Genomic DNA, 16,011 nt, shown 5'->3' with positions numbered 1-16,011 from the left:
TAGCGTCAAGGCATGCGGATCGAGGACTACGCTCTGATCGGAGACATGCAGTCGGCCGCCCTGGTGGGCAGGGACGGCTCGATCGACTGGCTCTGCCTGCCCAGGTTCGACTCCCCGGCGTGCTTCGCCGCGCTGCTCGGCGGCGACCGCAACGGTCACTGGTGGATCGGCCCGCCCGGGCGGCAGCCCGCCACCCGCCGCCGCTACCGTCCCGACACGCTCATCCTGGAGAGCGAGTGGGACACCCCCACGGGCACGGTCCGGGTGATCGACTTCATGCCGCCCCGCGACGTCAACCCCGACGTGGTGCGCATCGTGGAGGGCGTCTCCGGCACGGTCGAGGTGGCCACCCAGCTGCGCGTGCGCTTCGACTACGGCCGCATCGTCCCCTGGGTGCGGCGCACCGACGGCCACCTCCAGGCCGTCGGCGGGCCCGACGCCGCGTGGCTGCACTCCCCCGTCCCCCTCAAGGGCGGCGACTACGCCCACCGCGCCACCTTCCACGTCAAGGCCGGCCAGCGGCTGCCGTTCGTGTTCACCTGGCACCCCTCGCACGAGCCGATGCCCACCCAGATCCACGCCGAGCACCAGCTCGACGAGACCGAGGCGCTGTGGAAGGAGTGGGTGGCCACCTGCACCCACGCAGGTCCCTGGCGCGACGCGGTGGTGCGCTCCCTCATCACCCTCAAGGCCCTGACCTACGCCCCCACCGGCGGCATCGTCGCCGCCCCCACGACCTCCCTGCCGGAGGACCTCGGCGGCGTCCGCAACTGGGACTACCGCTACTGCTGGCTGCGCGACGCCACGATGGCGCTGGAGGCGCTGCTGAACAACGGCTACCTCGGCGAGGCCGCCGAGTGGCGGTCGTGGCTGCTGCGCGCGATCGCCGGCCGTTCCCAGGACCTCCAGATCATGTACGGCGTGGCGGGCGAGCGGCGGCTGCCGGAGATGCAGCTCGACTGGCTCGACGGCTACGAGGGCTCCCGGCCGGTCCGCATCGGCAACGACGCCGTCAACCAGCTCCAGCTCGACGTCTACGGCGAGGTGATGAACGCCCTCTACCTGGCCGGCGCCTCCGGCCTGACGGCCGACGAGCGCGCCTGGTCCATCCAGCGCCAGCTCCTGGACTACGTCGAGGAGCACTGGGACGAGCCGGACGAGGGCCTGTGGGAGGTGCGCGGCCCGCGCCGGCACTTCACCCACTCCAAGGTCATGTGCTGGGTGGCGCTCGACCGGGCGGTCAAGTACGTCGAGCGGTACGGCCGGGTCGGCCCCGTCGACAAGTGGCGGCGCACGCGCGACCGCATCCACGCCGAGGTGTGCGAGCACGCCTTCGACGCCCGGCGCAACACCTTCACCCAGTCCTACGGCTCCACCGAGCTGGACGCGTCGCTGCTGCTCATGCCCATGGTCGGGTTCCTGCCGGCCGACGACCCGCGCATGGTGGGCACCGTGGCGGCCATCGAGAAGGAGCTGATGTCCGACGGCTTCGTGCTGCGCTACCCGGTGGCCGAGGACAACGACGTCGACGGGCTGCCCGGGGGCGAGGGCGCGTTCCTGGCGTGCAGCTTCTGGCTGGTCGAGGTCATGGCCATGCAGGGGCGCAGGGAGGAGGCGAAGGAGCTGTTCGAGCGGCTGCTGTCGCTGCGCAACGATCTCGGGCTGCTGTCGGAGGAGTACGACCCCCGCTACTCCCGGCTGGTCGGCAACTTCCCGCAGGCGTTCAGCCACGTGCCGCTGATCCACGCCGCCCGCGCGCTGTCCGAGCACGACGAGACGCCCAAGCTGGCCCGCGACAGCTGACCCGCGGGCGGGGCGGCCCCGTCAGGCGGCCCGGTCAGGCAGCCAGGCGGGCCAGGACACGGGCGAAGTCGGGCGGCGGCGCGACCACCAGCCGCGTCTGCCCGTCGCGCAGCTCGATGTCGGCCCGGATGAGCGTCAGCCGCCCCTGGTGCCACCAGTAGACCTGCGGGCTCAGGCCGCCCGTGCGGGCGGCGTGGACGCGCAGCCGCTCGATGGCCCGCACCACGCTGATCCCGTTCACGGGGTGCACGAGCAGCGTGTACGGGTCGGGCAGCACGGCGAGGACGCCGTGGGCGGGCACGGGCAGGTAGGCGCCGAGCCAGCGCAGGTGCGTCGCCGCCGAGGGGGTGCGGCCGGTCAGCCGGGTGACGGCCGTGCCGGACAGCTCGATGGCCTCGACCGACAGCCGCTCGCCGCGCCGCACGTTGCCGACCGCCCGCTCCAGGGCCTCGCCGGCCGGCACGGGCCAGCAGCCGGCCTCCTCGGGCAGCACCGGGCGGGCGCCGACGGTGAGCAGCTCCACCAGGTCGCCGTTGAGGTGGCGGCCGACCACGCGGGTCAGGTCGGGCACCTCGTCGACCGCCTCCACGCGGGTGCCCAGCAGCGGCGCGGCCCGGTCGTAGTCGCAGGCGTCCACCCCGGCCGCGATGTCGCCCGCACCGTCTGCACCGTCGGCAACGCCCACGGCCCGCGCCAGGTGCTGGGAGACGAGGGTCGGCCAGTCCTCGCGCGGCCGGCGGCCCGCCTCTCGGCGCAGCCCGGTGAGCCGGACGAGGATCTCGCCGTCGCGCGCCCGGGGGGCGGCCGGCAGCCGGAGCGTGAGCGAGCTGCCGTCGGCGGCGAAAGCGCAGGTGAAGCCGAGGGAATCGGCCACGAGCGCGAGCAGGGAGTCGAGGTCGACGTCCTCGACCGCCCTGCGTGAGGGTTTCCGGCCACGTCGGAAGAACTTCACGCGCGGCGTCCCATCATGTCCGATTTGTCCCGATCTGTCCCTCCTACCTTGCCTGCTCGCCGCTGCGGATCGGTCCAGCCAGCGAGCACGATTCGGTATCGATAACGGCCGGGGCTCCAAGCCACACACTCAGCTGTGGTGATCCGTGCCCAACCGGCAGCCCCGCCAGGATCGGCACGCCCAGCGGCAGCAGCCGGTCGCGCAGCACCGGGTAGGGGTCGCCGCAGTCCACCCACGAGCCGAGCACGAGGCCCCGCACGCCGTCGAACGCCCCGCCCTGCAGGAGCTGGGTGAGCATCCGGTCGATCCGGTACGGCTCCTCGCCGATGTCCTCCAGCAGCACGATCCGCCCGTCGAAGGACGGGTGGTGACGGGTGCCGCACAGGGAAGCGAGCAGCGACAGGTTGCCCCCGGTCAGCACGCCCTCGGCCCGGCCCGGCGACAGCACCCGGTCACCGGTGACCGCGGGCGCCCGGCCGGCCAGGGCCGCCTGGAAGTTCTCCCACGACACCGGCTCGGGGCCGACCTCGGCGGCGATCGTGTCGCAGGCCGCCATCGGGCCGTGCAGGGTCGGCACGCCGAGCTCGACGCCGAAGACGTGGTGCAGCGCGGTGATGTCGCTGGAGCCGACGAGCGTCTTCGGCCCCGCGGCCCGCATCGCGGCCCAGTCGATCAGGCTCAGCAGCCGCGCCGCGCCGTACCCGCCCCGCGCGCAGAACACCGCGGAGACGGCCGGGTCGCACCAGGCGGCCTGCAGGTCGGCGGCGCGGCCCTCGTCCGAGCCGGCCAGGTAGGGCAGCTCCTGCCGGTCGAGCACCCGCCCGCCGGCCGACACCTTCAGTCCGAGGCCCTCCAGGCGCTGGATGCCGCGCTTGAGCAACGTGGCGTCCGGCGGCCCCGACGGCGCCACGACCGCGACGGTGTCGCCCGGCCGCACCGTGGTGATCTGTCGTTCGGGCCGCACGGGCCCGGTCCCTGGCTCGTTCACGTGCCAAACGGTGTCACACTTGTGCTCCAGTATGCGACTTCCGCCCCACATCCTCGTGGTCAACGGCATCAAGGTCCGCCGGCCGGTCTTCCTGCTCGGAGCGCCGCATTCCGGCACGGATCTGCTCGGCCGCGCCCTGAAACGGTCACCGGGCTTCCACCTGACCATGGGCCGGGCCTGCGTGGCCCACGTCCTGTACGCCTTCGCCCGCAAGCCGTCCATCGGCGAGAGCTCCGGCGCCGTGCGGGTGCTGCGCGACGCGCTGGCCGAGTCGTGGCAGGTGATGCCCGACTCGTGCCGCCTGTGCGGCGCGGCGTGCCGGGAGGCGGGCGGGGTCACGGGCGGCGGCCCGTGCGTCGCGACGGCCGAGGTCACCCGCTTCGGCGACGCCAGCCCCGACCTCATCTACAGCGCCGCCACCCTGCTGCGCGCCTTCCCCGATGCCCGGTTCGTCCAGATCGTGCGCGACGGCCGCGACGTGGTGGCCGACATGCTGGCCGACCCGGCGTGCCTGGCCTGGTTCAAGCCGGCGATGCTGTCGGGCGAGACGGAGTTCCCCAACGCGTTCCTGGGCGTCAACCGCGACGAGCACCTCGACAAGTGGAAGGGCATGCCGGTCGCCGGCAAGAGCGCGCTGCGCTGGCGCAGCGCCGTGCGCCTGAGCGCCACGCTCCGCCGCGACCTGCCCGAGGACCAGCTGCTGACCCTGCGCTTCGAGGACCTGGCGCTCCGGCCGGCCCAGGCGGTGGCGTCGGTGGCGGCCTTCCTCGGCACGCGCGTCTCCAAGGTCGCGCTGTACGGCGGCGGCCGGCCGGAGACCGGCACGTGGCGCGCCCGGCTGCGGCCGGACGACCTCGCCCTGGTGGAGAAGGTCGCCCGGCAGGAGCTCACGACTCTGGGCTACCTGACGAGCTGAACTGCGTGCGGTGCAGCTCCGCGTACAGGCCGCCGCGGGCGAGCAGCTCGTCGTGCGTGCCGCGCTCGGCGATCCGCCCGTCCTGGACGACGAGGATCTCGTCGGCCTCGCGGATCGTCGAGAGCCGGTGCGCGATGACCAGCGAGGTGCGGCCCGCGAGCGCCGTCTTCAGCGCCTGCTGCACGGCCGCCTCCGACTCCGAGTCGAGGTGGGCGGTGGCCTCGTCGAGCACGACGACGCGCGGCGCCTTCAGCAGCAGCCGCGCCAGCGCCAGCCGCTGCTTCTCCCCGCCCGACAGCCGGTGGCCGCGGTCGCCGACGACCGTGTCGAGCCCGTCGGGCAGGCCCTCGACCAGCTCGCCGATCTGCGCGGCGCGCAGCGCCTCCCACAGCTCCTCGTCGCTCGCGCCCGGGCGGGCGTAGCGCAGGTTGGCGCCGATCGTGTCGTGGAACAGGTGCGGGTCCTGGGCGACCACGCCGACCGTGTCACGCAGCGAGGCGAGCGTGGCCTCGCGCGCGTCGAGCCCGTTGAGGCGGACCGCTCCTTCGGACACGTCGTACAGCCGCGACACCAGCGAGGTGATCGTGGTCTTGCCCGCGCCGGACGGGCCGACCAGCGCCACGAGGCGGCCGGGCCGGGCGGTGAACGACACGCCCTTGAGCACGGGGTGGGAGGGGGCGGTGTCCTGCCGGGCCACCGACTCCAGCGACGCCAGCGACACCTCCTCGGCCGCCGGATAGCGGAAGTGGACGTCGTCGAACGTGATCGTCACCGGGCCGTCGGGCACGGGCCGGGCGTCCGGGCGCTCGGCCACCATGGGCTTCAGGTCGAGGACCTCGAAGACCCGGTCGAAGCTCACCAGCGCCGTCATCACGTCCACGTGCACGTTCGACAGCGACGTCAGCGGGCCGTACAGGCGCATGAGCAGCGCGGCCAGCGCCACGAGCGTGCCGAGCTCGAACACGTCGCCGATGGCCAGCACGCCGCCGATGCCGTACACCAGGGCTGTGGCGAGCGCGGCGACCAGGCCGAGCGCGACCCGGAACACGGTGCCGTACATGCCGACCGTGACGCCCACGTCGCGCACCCGGGCGGCGCGGGCGCCGAACATGGCGGCGTCGTCCTCGGGCCGGCCGTACAGCTTGGCGAGCATGGCGCCGGCGACGTTGAAGCGCTCGGTGCTGACGGAGCTCATCTCGGCGTCGAGCTGCATCTGCTCGCGCGTCAGCGCCGACATGCGCCGGCCCACCCACTTGGCCGGGATCACGAAGATCGGCACCAGCACCAGCGCGACCAGCGTCACCTGCCACGAGAGCACGAGCATGGCGCCGAGCACGAGCACCAGGCTGATCACGTTGGAGACCACGGACGACAGGGTGCTGGTCAGGGCGCGCTGGGCGCCGATGACGTCGGTGTTGAGCCGCGAGACCAGCGCGCCGGTCTGCGCCCGCATGAAGAACGCCACCGGCATGCGCTGCACGTGGTCGAACACCTCGGTGCGCAGGTCGTAGATCAGTCCTTCGCCGATGCGGGCCGAGAACCAGCGCTGCGCCAGCGTGAGCCCGGCGTCGACCACCGCGAGCGCGGCGATCGCCAGTGCCAGGCCGACGACGACGTCCGTGCGCCTGGGCAGGATGCCGTCGTCGATGATCGCCTTCATCAGCAGCGGGTTGGCGACCACGACGCCCGCGCCGGCCATCACCAGCAGCAGGAACGCGGTGATCTGCCGGGTGTAGGGCCGCGCGTAGCCCGCGATGCGCCGCACGGTGCCGGGCGCGAGCCGTTGCTTGGTCACCGACTCGTCGCGGCGCAGCGACGCCATGACCTGGGGGCCGAAGCCCCCTCCCATCATCGCCATCCGGGGCCTCCTCCCCGGTATGAGCGCCGCCGGCGGCCCGGCGATTCCCGGCGGCGCGTATCGGACGCGTATCGGATCGGACACGGGACCGGGCCGGAGGGTCCGGGCGGATACGGCGCGGGCCGGTCAGGGCTGGGCGGACCTGGTCAGGGCTGGGCGGCGAAGAGGGCGCGCAGGCGTTCGGCCTGCTCGGCGCCCTCGGCCGCGCACTGCTCCTCCAGGGTGCGCGAGCGCGCGCCCTGGAGGAGCCGCTTGGTCGCCGTGGCCGCGTCCCGGTTGGTCGAGAGCAGTTGGGCGGCCTTGTCGCGCACGGCCTGGTCGAGGTCGTCGCGGGCGACGACCTGTTCGGCGAGCCCGATGCGCAGGGCCTCGCCGGCCTCCACGGTCCTGGCGGTCAGGCAGATGTCGATCGCCCTGGCCAGGCCCACGAGCTCGACCAGCGGCTTGGTCCCGGTCAGATCGGGCACCAGCCCCAGGGCGGGCTCCTTCATGCAGAACTTGACGTCGTCGGCCACGATCCGCAGGTCGCAGGCGAGCGCGAGCTGGAAACCCGCGCCGATCGCGTGGCCCTGCACGGCCGCGACGGAAACGATCTCGGGGCGGCGCAGCCACAGGAACCCCCGCTGTGCCTGCCGCAACCGCTGCTCGAACGCCGCGGCTCCGAGCCGCGCTGCCGAGCTGAACGAGCCCTGTCCGGGCACCCCCTCTGGTGTGAACATCCGCAGGTCGATGCCTGCCGAGAAGGACGGTCCCTCACCTTTCACGACGACGATGCGCACCCGTTCCGGCAGGTCATCACCGATCTGGGCCAACGCTGACCAGGTCGCGAACGTCTGAGCGTTCCGCTTGTCCGGCCGGTTCAGCGTGATCGTCGCGATCTCACCGTCCACCTCGAAGCGCAGTCCGTGTTCCTCCGGTCGTCCGGCGGACACGTCCTCCGCGTACCCCCCGCGCTCCTCCGGCGCCTTCGCTCCCGCCATCGCCCGCTCCCTTGTGCCCACTGAACCGTCGCGCCCGAGCTTACAGAATGAGATTCTGGGCCCGGGCGCGACGGCTGGCTGACTAGGGACGAGCGGCTGCGGTCGCACGTTCCGAGGCGGCCGTCAGCGCTTGGACTTGCCTCGGGTCGCCCCGCCGCGCCCGCGCAGAGTCACGCCGGACTCGCTCAGGATGCGGTGGATGAACCCGTAGGACCGACCGGTCGAAGCGGCCAGGGCACGGATGCTCTCACCCGCGGCGTAGCGCTTCTTGAGATCGCCGGCCAGCTTTTCACGGTCGGCCCCGGTGACCCGGGTGCCCTTCTTCAGTGTCTCGGCCACGAGTACCTCCTGTAGTGCCGGACTTCCGCAGCGTTACTCCGCCATGATCAGTCATTTCAGCGGGATCGGCTACCTACTCCACGGGAAAAGATCCGTACCCACCCAAATTAAGATCAGGCAAGTGCCACAAGATCGGAAAATTCGGCGCTCCATGCGTCTTCAGTTCCGTCCGGTAGCAAGATCACCCTATCCGGTGACAGGGCGTCAACGGCACCCTCGTCGTGGGTGACGAGCACGATCGCTCCTGAATACGACCTCAGAGCGTTGAGGACCTGCTCCCGGCTGACCGGATCGAGGTTGTTCGTGGGCTCGTCGAGCAACAGGACGTTGGCGCTGGAGAGCACGAGCATCGCCAGCGCGAGGCGGGTCTTCTCGCCGCCGGACAGCACGCCGGCCGGCTTGTCGACGTCCTCGCCGGTGAACAGGAAGGACCCGAGCACCTTGCGCAGCTCGGTGTCGGTGAACTCGCCGCCGGCCGAGCGCATGTTCTCGAGGATCGTGCGGTCGGGGTCGAGCGTCTCGTGCTCCTGGGCGTAGTAGCCGAGCTTGAGGCCGTGGCCGGGCCTCACCTCGCCGGTGTCGGGCTGCTCCTGGCCGCCCAGCAGCCGCAGCAGCGTGGTCTTGCCGGCGCCGTTGAGGCCGAGGATGACGACCCGGTGACCTCGGTCGATGGCCACGCTGACGTCGGTGAAGACCTCCAGCGAGCCGTACGACTTGGACAGTCCTTCCGCCGTGAGCGGGGTGCGCCCGCACGGCTGCGGCTCCGGGAAGCGCAGCCGCGCCACCTTGTCGCTCTGGCGCTCCTCCTCGGTGCCGGCCAGCAGGCGGTGGGCGCGGCGCATCATGTCCTGGGCGGCCTTGGCCTTGGTGGCCTTGGCGCGCATCTTGTCGGCCTGGGCCAGCAGGGCGCCGGCCTGCTTCTCGGCGTTGGCCCGCTCGCGCTTGCGGCGCTTCTCGTCGGTCTCGCGCTGCGCGAGGTACGCCTTCCAGCCGACGTTGTAGTGGTCGATGACACTGCGGTTGGCGTCGAGGTGAAGGACCTTGTTGACCGTCGCTTCAAGAAGGTCGACGTCATGGCTGATGATCACCAAGCCGCCCTGATGAGAACGCAAAAAATCACGAAGCCACCCGATTGAGTCGGCATCTAGGTGGTTTGTCGGCTCGTCGAGAAGGAGAGTTTCCGCCCCGCTGAAAAGAATGCGCGCCAATTCCACGCGCCTGCGCTGTCCGCCGGAAAGCGTTTCCAGCGGCTGTCCGAGGACGCGGTCCGGCAGTCCGAGACTGGAGGCGATGGAGGCGGCCTCCGACTCGGCCGCGTAGCCGCCGAGGACGTGCATCTGGTCCTCCAGCCGGCCGTAGCGGCGCACCGCCCGCTCGCGGGTCTTCTCGTCGGCGGAGGACATGCCGAGCTCGGCCTCGCGCAGCTTGCGCAGCACCTCGTCGAGCCCGCGCGCCGACAGGATGCGGTCGCGGGCCAGCACCTGCAGGTCGCCGGTACGCGGGTCCTGCGGCAGGTAGCCGACGCTGCCGCTCGTGGTGACCGACCCGGCGGCGGGCAGCGCCTCGCCGGCCAGGACCTTGGTCAGCGTGGTCTTGCCCGCGCCGTTGCGGCCCACCAGGCCGATCTTGTCGCCCGGGTTGACCCGGAAGGAGGCGCTTTCGATGAGCAGGCGCGCGCCGGCGCGCAGCTCGATGTCACTGGCGATGATCATGGTTGACGGAACACTCCCGAGCTAGGGAATCGAGGGAGGGGGGACGTGCGGCCGGGTGCGCCGTGCCGTCAATCGGGAGTGTGCATACCGATCAGTGTAGGCCCCTGAGCTGGAGCACCACCTCCGGTTATCTCCCAGCTCATCCCCGGTGCGCCGTTCTCCGCCCCTCGGCTACTCCGGCGGACGCCCGGGGAGGTGGTCGCCGATCAGCGCGAGGTTCTGGATGGCCGCCAGCCCGTACTGCGCGGCGTCGTTGGTGGAGACGAACGGCGCCTCGTCGAGCGCGGCCGGCACCCGCGGCCCCGTCACGCGGGTCAGCCGCCAGTGCGGCTCGCGCTGGAGCTCGTTGCGGTTGAGCTGGTCGTCCTCGTCCAGGTAGAACTTGCGCCAGGCGCGCGCGGCCTGCGCCGGATCACCGGTGCGGGCCGCCGCGTACGCGGTGAGCCGGCTGTGCGCCTGCACCAGCGAGATGCCGCGCAACGCCTGGCCCACCTCGGCCTCCTGCTCCGCGGCCGGCGCCAGGTAGAGCCGGCAGTAGTCGAGCCAGGCCCGCTCGAAGCCGGGCACCCCGAGGTCGAGCGCGATCAGCTCGGAGCACATCTCCGGCAGGCCGAACACCGACGACAGGTGCGAGACCATGACCGCGTCGCGGGAGGTGTCGAAGCGGCCGGTGGCCAGGTCGAGCCGGGCCTCGCCGGTCAGGAAGCCGCGCGGCAGCGCCCCGATGCCGGCCATCGTGCCGAGCAGCCGGTCGCGGGCCCGCTCGTCGCCGTGCCGCTCCCAGCGGGTCAGCCAGGCCGCGGCCAGCGCGCCCCAGTCGGTGCCGAGCCCGACCGACAGGGCCGACGGGTCGGGCGTGTAGACGTCCTCGCGCACCTTGCGCTGCGGATCGACGGCCAGGAACGTCGCCTCCGGCTCCGACAGCTCGTCCAGCAGGTCGCCGGTGCGCTCGTCGGCGGTCAGGTAGTAGTGGAAGCGCCGGTAGGCGGCGTTGGAGATGCGCAGCTGCTTGCAGCTGCACCCCCAGTGCTGCACGTTGTGCCGGCTGCCGAGACCCTTCCAGCGGCCGAGGTGGTGGACGTCGACCTCGCCGGTGTGGCGGGTCATCGCCTCGGCGAAGCGGAAGACGTCCGCCCGGCCGGTGCGCAGGAACTGGTACCACAGCCACAGGTCGGGCGACAGCTCGGAGTTGTCCCAGGCGTAGCCGCCCACGTCGTAGCGCCAGGTGTGGCGGTCGGCGTCGTAGGTGTGCATGACGTCGCCGTAGTCCCAGAAGCCGTACCAGCGGCGCTGCTCGCGTTCGCGGACGTACAGGTCGAACAGGAAGTCCAGCCGGTCCTCGATCGCGGCGCGCGCCGGGGTCGAGCGGTCCGGGGGCGCCCAGTCGCCGAAGACGCCCGCCGCGCGGATCCGCGCGGGCGGCGCGGTCAGCAGCGCCGGGTCGTTCAGGGCGGCGGCGTGCGCGGCCAGCGCCTCCGCCGGGGGCGTGGCCTGGTGCACCCGCAGGGTCAGCTCGTGGGTGCGGGCCACGCCGTGCGCGTCGCCGAAGCCCGGCTCGTGGTCCTCGTAGGTGATCTCCAGACCTTCGAGCTGCTCGGCGAAGGTGTCCTGGCCCATGCCGTCGTGCCAGAACCGCAGGTCCATGGCCGGGGCCGACGGCGACCAGAGCCAGACCGTCGCCGTGGCGAGGTCCGTGGCCGCGCCGCGCACGTCGAGCCGGGTGGGATGCAGCCGCCAGAAGTCGCGCAGCCCGAACCCCAGGCCGCCGCTGACCCCGCCCACGTAGCCGTAGCCGGCCGAGCGGGTGCCCGCGGGGATCGTCACCCAGGCGTGGCCCTCGCCGGTGCGTTTGCGCAGCGTGAAGCCGTCGGCGCTGCCCTGGTCGAGCGTGTAGTCGGTCCAGGTGGGGATGAGGTGGAGGCGGCCGGCGACCTCGGGGTTGCCGATCGGGCCGCACGGGCGGCCCTCGACCTGCGCCCGCCGCACGGCCTCGCCCGGGTCGCGGCGCAGGCCGGTCAGCCCGCGCACGGCCTCGGTGAGGAAGCCGTCGGGGCCGGCGAGCCGTACGTGCCGGTCGTGCGGCTCGTCGCGCATGACGACGTCCGCGCGCAGGGCGAGCCCGGCCAGGAAGTCGCGCTGCGGGTCGCCGTCCCAGACGAAGGTGTGGACGAGCCGGACGTCCTCCGCCCCGGCGTAGAAGTACAGGCGCACGGTGAACGGCAAGGACGCGCGTCCCTCCTGTCCGTCTGCGCGGGCGTGGTGGCCCTCCAGGCGGACGACGGCGCGGACCGGGCCGTCCTGCTCCACGGTGACGCGGGTGACCTGGCCGGTCGCCTCCGTCCGCGTGAGCGTGCCGCCGTCGTCGGGCGTGGGCCCGTCCTGGTGCAGGCTCACCAGGCGGACGTCGCGGACGATCTCGCGGGAGCCGCGGGTGACCGAGCGGGCGAGCGTGGCGCCCGACTCCTCGATCGTCCACGTCACGACGCCCGTGCTCACCCGCAGGGCCCCGTCCTCGCGCGTCACGGTGACGGGCACGCGGGGCGCCGGCGGCGTGCGCCCCGGCTCCAGCCGGTACGTCCCGGCGGGCTGCCGGTACGTCCCGGCGGGCTCCCCCTGGGGAGGACCGGCGTGCTCCCCGTGGGGAGGGACGGCGGGCTCCCCGTGGGGAGGGACGGCGTGCGCCGACCACTTGACCGACCCGTCCGGCCAGGTCGCGGTCACCCAGCTCTGCGTGGGCAGGGCGCTGCCGTCAGGGCCGGTCAGCGTGTACGGCTCGGCCCGCCCGACGGCGCCGCGCGGCCACGGCACCCCGAAGGTCACCCCCTCCCCCCGGGGCGTCCGGGACTCGTTCAGCCAGCGCAGCGTCGTCGCGACGGTGTTCAGGGTCTTACTCCTTGACCGAGCCGATGAGCACTCCCTTGGTGAAGTGCTTCTGCAGGAACGGGTAGAAGAACAGGATCGGCAGCGTCGCGATCACCACGACCGCGAACTTCAGGCCCTGCTCCGGCGGCACCCAGGTCCGGTCCATCTGCGACAGGGCGTTGGCCGCGTCGGTGCTGACGAGCTGGCGCACCAGGATCTGCAGCGTCCACTTGTCCGGGTCGCTGATGTACAGCAGCGGCGACATGTAGTCGTTCCAGATGCCTACCGCGTAGAACAGCGAGAACGTCGCGATGATCGGCTTCGACAGCGGCAGGACGATCTTGAAGAAGACGCCCATCTCGTTGCAGCCGTCGATGCGCGCCGCCTCCTCCAGGGCCTGCGGCAGCTCCTGGAAGAAGCTCTTCACGATGATCAGGTAGAACGGGTTGATCGCCAGCGGCAGGATCAGCGCCCAGTAGCTGTCCAGCAGTCCCAGGTCGCGCACCACCAGGTAGGTGGGGATCATCCCGCCGGTGAAGACCAGCGTGAAGATGATCAGGTTCAGCACCAGCGCGCGGCCCGGCAGATAGCGCTTGGCCAGCGGGTACGCCATGGTGAACGTCAGCAGCACCTGCACCACCGTGCCCACCGCCGTCACGACCACGGTCGTCAGCAGGGCCCGCACGAAGGTGTCGGTGGCGAAGATGTAGCGGTACGACTCGGTGACGAACTTCTCCGGCCACAGGAAGAACGGCCGCGAGGAGATCTCCGCCTCGCCGGCGAACGAGCCCGCCAGGACGTACAGCAGCGGCAGGACGGTGACCAGGGCCAGGCCGACGAGCACGGCCACGTTGACCACGTCGAAGACGCGGCTGCCCACGGTGCTGTACTCGGTGGCCGGCTTCTTGTGCTTCATGCTGTTCATGTCAAGGGCTCCTCAGAACAGTCCCCGCTGGCCGAGGCGCTTGGCCAGCCAGTTGGAGCCGAAGATCAGGATGACGCCGGCCACGCCCTTGAACAGGCCGACGGCGGTGGAGTAGCTGATCGCGCCCTGCGTGATGCCGGAGTAGTAGACGTAGGTGTCGAACACGTCGGCGACGGAGCGGTTCAGCGAGGTGGTCATCAGCCAGATCTGCTCGAAGCCCGAGTCGAGCAGGTTGCCGGAGGCGAGGATGGCCATGACGACGATCGTCGGGCGGATCGCGGGCAGCGTGACGTGCCAGAGCTGCTTGAAGCGTCCCGCGCCGTCCATGCGCGCCGCCTCGTAGAGCTGCGGGTCCACGCCGGCCAGCGCGGCGAGGTAGATGATCGTGCCCCAGCCGGTCTGCTTCCAGAGCTGCTGCAGGACGACGATCGGCCGGAACCACTCCTCCTGCGCCATGTAGTCGATCTTCGAGGTGTCGCCGAGGACGTCGCGGATCCAGCCGGACAGCACGCCGAAGTCCGCCGCGAACAGGATGTACGTCAGCGACGCCACGATCGTCCACGACAGGAAGTGCGGGATGTAGACCAGCGACTGCACCGTGCGCTTGAGCACGGTGACCCGCAGCTCGTTCAGCAGCAGCGCGACGACGATCGGTGCCGGGAAGACGAAGACGATGTGCAGCAGCGCCAGGAAGAGCGTGTTGAACAGCAGCCGGCCGAAGTCGGGGCCGGAGAACAGCTCCTCGAAGTGCTTGAACCCGACCCAGGGGCTGCCCGAGTAGCCGAGGAACGGCAGGAAGTCCTGGAACGCGATCGTCACGCCGTACATCGGCAGGTACTTGAACAGCGCGAAGTAGACGACGCCCGGCAGGAGCATCAGGTAGAGCCAGCGGTAGCGCGTGAAGACGTCGCGCAGCCCCGCCCTCCGGCGCCGGCGCCCGGAGATGCTCGCCGCGCTCGTCGGAGGCGGCGCCAGGTCGGTGGCCACAGCGGCCTCCTTTCCTCGGGAGAAACCCGCCGGCTCGTCTTGGTCACGCACGACTTGGTCACGCACGACGGCGGGGCGGCGGGTTTCCGAACGGCTGGGAGAGACCTGGGCGGCGGCCCGGGTCCCTCCGGGACGGGGTCAGCTCGTGGGGCCGAGCTTGGCGATCAGGTCGTTCATCTCGGCGGTCACCTGCGTGCCGCCGCTGTCGTACCAGCGCTTGATCTCGGCCTTCAGCCCCTCGTCGTCGAGCTGGCCGGACAGGTACTTGATCCGGGCGTCCGGGATGATCGTGTCGATCTGCGGGCCCCGCTGGACGGCGGTGGGTGAGACCACGGGCAGGCCGACGTTGTGCACGGCCGTCTTGAGGTCCTCCGCCATCAGCTCCTTCTGGAGCTTGAGCATCGCCTTGTACGGCTCGCCGGACGGCACGCGCTGGTAGGCGATGCCGCCGATGTCCGCCGTGCCCTTGGTGCTGAGCTGGGTGAAGGCGTTGTCCACGTCGTTCTGGATGGTCTTGACGGCGGGGTCGTCCTCGTTGATCAGCGCGGCGGTGTCGCCGTTCTCGACCTTGAAGTTGCGGCCCTCGATGCCGTTCTGCAGCAGGACCTGGCCCTCCTTGGTGGCCAGCTTGTCCAGCGACTTCAGCACGTTGTCGAGGTCGGCCTCGGTCCGCACGCTCTGCTTGGAGATGGCCAGGACGTCGTTGTAGCCGGTGAACGGGTAGGAGAACTTCTTGTCGTCGGACAGCTTGAGGTTGCCGACCATGGTGACCTTGTCACCGTAGTGCTCCGGGTCGTCCTCCTTGAACAGGTCGAGGACCTGCCGGGAGCGGATGTTGACGTCGATGATCATGCCGCCCTTGTTCTGGTGGAAGGGCTCGTTCCACTTGGCCGCGTCGAGGGTGGCGAAGTCCGGGTTGACCAGGCCCTCGCCGACCATCTTCTTCAGCCACTTGTTGGCCTCCAGGAACTCCGGCGTGTCGAAGCCGGGCACGATCTTGCCGTTGCGCCGGCCCCAGCCGTTCGGGGCGCCGAACCAGGTCTCGATCACGTCGTACGGGCTGGCGGTGGCGTAGTTGCCCGGCCACTTCGGGATGATGAGCCCGTAGGTGTCCTTCTTGCCGTTGCCGTCGGGGTCCTTCTCCGTGAACGCCTTGGCGACCTGATAGAGGTCGTCGACCGTCTGCGGCTCCTTCAGGCCGACCTTCTCCAGCCAGTCCTTGCGGATGATGACCGCCGAGCGCAGCAGGGGCCGCATCCGGTAGAAGCCGTAGATCTTGCCGTTGATGGAGGAGTTCAGGGCCGTGCGCTGGTCCGCCGGCTTGAGGTTCGGGTACTTGTCGATCTTGTCGGTGAGGTCCCAGAACGCCCCGGCCTGCGCGGCCTTGACGAACGCCGGCAGGTGCGGGTCCACGTCGATGACCTGCGGGATGCTGTCCGAGGCCAGAGTGACGTTGATCTTGTCGCTGTACTGCGCGTTGGGGACCCAGGTGACGTGGATCTTCTTGCCCAGGAACTTCTCGACGGCCTGCTGCATCTCGCCCTGGGGGTTGGGCGCCGTGCCGAACAGCCTCGCCATGAAGGTGATCGTGTTGGAGTCGGTCTTGGGGGCGTCGCCGCCGCCCGAGCAGGCCGAGGCGGTCAGCGCGGCCGTGAGCGTTAACACACCGGCGATGAGCCGGCTACGACG

The 16,011-nt window shown here is 71.3% G+C and carries 12 protein-coding genes; 2 read left to right on the top strand and 10 right to left on the bottom strand.

Features of this window, described 5'->3' with window-relative positions; genetic code table 11:
• Nucleotides 1–12 precede the first annotated feature (12 nt).
• Nucleotides 13–1,803 carry a glycoside hydrolase family 15 protein gene (locus HD595_RS34970; protein WP_253776622.1) on the top strand — a complete coding sequence of 597 codons (1,791 nt, stop codon included), beginning with the start codon at nt 13–15 and terminating at the stop codon, nt 1,801–1,803.
• Between the two features lie 34 nt (nt 1,804–1,837).
• Here the strand turns inward: HD595_RS34970 and HD595_RS34965 are convergent, their stop codons facing one another.
• The gene (locus HD595_RS34965) at nt 1,838–2,755 is read right to left on the bottom strand and encodes a hypothetical protein (protein WP_253776620.1); all 918 of its coding nucleotides are present in this window, start codon (nt 2,753–2,755) and stop codon (nt 1,838–1,840) included.
• A 43-nt stretch (nt 2,756–2,798) separates the two neighbouring features.
• Nucleotides 2,799–3,743: a S66 peptidase family protein gene (locus HD595_RS34960; protein ID WP_253776618.1), complete on the bottom strand. Its 945-nt coding sequence runs from the start codon at nt 3,741–3,743 to the stop codon at nt 2,799–2,801.
• Between the two features lie 31 nt (nt 3,744–3,774).
• Here HD595_RS34960 and HD595_RS34955 point away from each other — a divergent pair, with 31 nt between their 5' ends.
• Nucleotides 3,775–4,659 carry a sulfotransferase family protein gene (locus tag HD595_RS34955; protein ID WP_253776616.1) on the top strand — a complete coding sequence of 295 codons (885 nt, stop codon included), beginning with the start codon at nt 3,775–3,777 and terminating at the stop codon, nt 4,657–4,659.
• Here HD595_RS34955 and HD595_RS34950 read toward each other — a convergent pair.
• The 8 genes from HD595_RS34950 to HD595_RS34915 form a co-directional block, all read right to left on the bottom strand.
• Nucleotides 4,631–6,517 (bottom strand): ABC transporter ATP-binding protein, encoded by a 1,887-nt coding sequence (locus HD595_RS34950; RefSeq protein ID WP_253776614.1) that lies wholly within the window; start codon nt 6,515–6,517, stop codon nt 4,631–4,633. The genes HD595_RS34955 and HD595_RS34950 overlap by 29 nt on opposite strands.
• Nucleotides 6,518–6,663: 146 nt before the next feature.
• Nucleotides 6,664–7,497 (bottom strand): enoyl-CoA hydratase/isomerase family protein, encoded by an 834-nt coding sequence (locus HD595_RS34945; RefSeq protein ID WP_253776612.1) that lies wholly within the window; start codon nt 7,495–7,497, stop codon nt 6,664–6,666.
• A gap of 123 nt (nt 7,498–7,620) precedes the next feature.
• Nucleotides 7,621–7,836: a helix-turn-helix domain-containing protein gene (locus HD595_RS34940; protein WP_020547488.1), complete on the bottom strand. Its 216-nt coding sequence runs from the start codon at nt 7,834–7,836 to the stop codon at nt 7,621–7,623.
• Nucleotides 7,837–7,949: 113 nt separating this feature from the next.
• Entirely contained in the window at nt 7,950–9,548 is a 1,599-nt protein-coding gene (locus tag HD595_RS34935; protein ID WP_253776610.1) for an ABC-F family ATP-binding cassette domain-containing protein, read from the bottom strand.
• A gap of 171 nt (nt 9,549–9,719) precedes the next feature.
• Nucleotides 9,720–12,410, bottom strand: coding sequence for an exo-rhamnogalacturonan lyase family protein (locus tag HD595_RS34930; RefSeq protein ID WP_301311059.1), 2,691 nt, complete (start codon nt 12,408–12,410; stop codon nt 9,720–9,722).
• Between the two features lie 25 nt (nt 12,411–12,435).
• Nucleotides 12,436–13,335: a carbohydrate ABC transporter permease gene (locus HD595_RS34925; RefSeq protein ID WP_253776607.1), complete on the bottom strand. Its 900-nt coding sequence runs from the start codon at nt 13,333–13,335 to the stop codon at nt 12,436–12,438.
• Between the two features lie 12 nt (nt 13,336–13,347).
• Complete coding sequence (locus tag HD595_RS34920) at nt 13,348–14,322, bottom strand: ABC transporter permease (protein WP_253776605.1); 975 nt, start codon at nt 14,320–14,322, stop codon at nt 13,348–13,350.
• A 138-nt stretch (nt 14,323–14,460) separates the two neighbouring features.
• On the bottom strand, nt 14,461–15,987 hold the full coding sequence (locus HD595_RS34915) for an extracellular solute-binding protein (RefSeq protein ID WP_253776603.1): 1,527 nt from the start codon (nt 15,985–15,987) through the stop codon (nt 14,461–14,463).
• Nucleotides 15,988–16,011 lie beyond the last annotated feature (24 nt).

Source organism: Nonomuraea roseoviolacea subsp. carminata, from assembly GCF_024172185.1.
In the GTDB taxonomy this organism is placed as follows: domain Bacteria; phylum Actinomycetota; class Actinomycetes; order Streptosporangiales; family Streptosporangiaceae; genus Nonomuraea; species Nonomuraea roseoviolacea.
This window is presented reverse-complemented; position numbering and strand designations above follow the sequence as displayed.

Excerpts from the sequence above, each read along its gene's own strand:
- HD595_RS34970 (WP_253776622.1), top strand. The coding sequence starts at position 13 with ATGCGGATCGAGGACTACGCTCTGATCGGAGACATGCAGTCGGCCGCC.
- HD595_RS34945 (WP_253776612.1), bottom strand. The coding sequence starts at position 7,497 with ATGGCGGGAGCGAAGGCGCCGGAGGAGCGCGGGGGGTACGCGGAGGAC.
- HD595_RS34925 (WP_253776607.1), bottom strand. The coding sequence starts at position 13,335 with ATGAACAGCATGAAGCACAAGAAGCCGGCCACCGAGTACAGCACCGTG.
- HD595_RS34950 (WP_253776614.1), bottom strand. The coding sequence starts at position 6,517 with ATGGCGATGATGGGAGGGGGCTTCGGCCCCCAGGTCATGGCGTCGCTG.
- HD595_RS34955 (WP_253776616.1), top strand. The coding sequence starts at position 3,775 with ATGCGACTTCCGCCCCACATCCTCGTGGTCAACGGCATCAAGGTCCGC.
- HD595_RS34935 (WP_253776610.1), bottom strand. The coding sequence starts at position 9,548 with ATGATCATCGCCAGTGACATCGAGCTGCGCGCCGGCGCGCGCCTGCTC.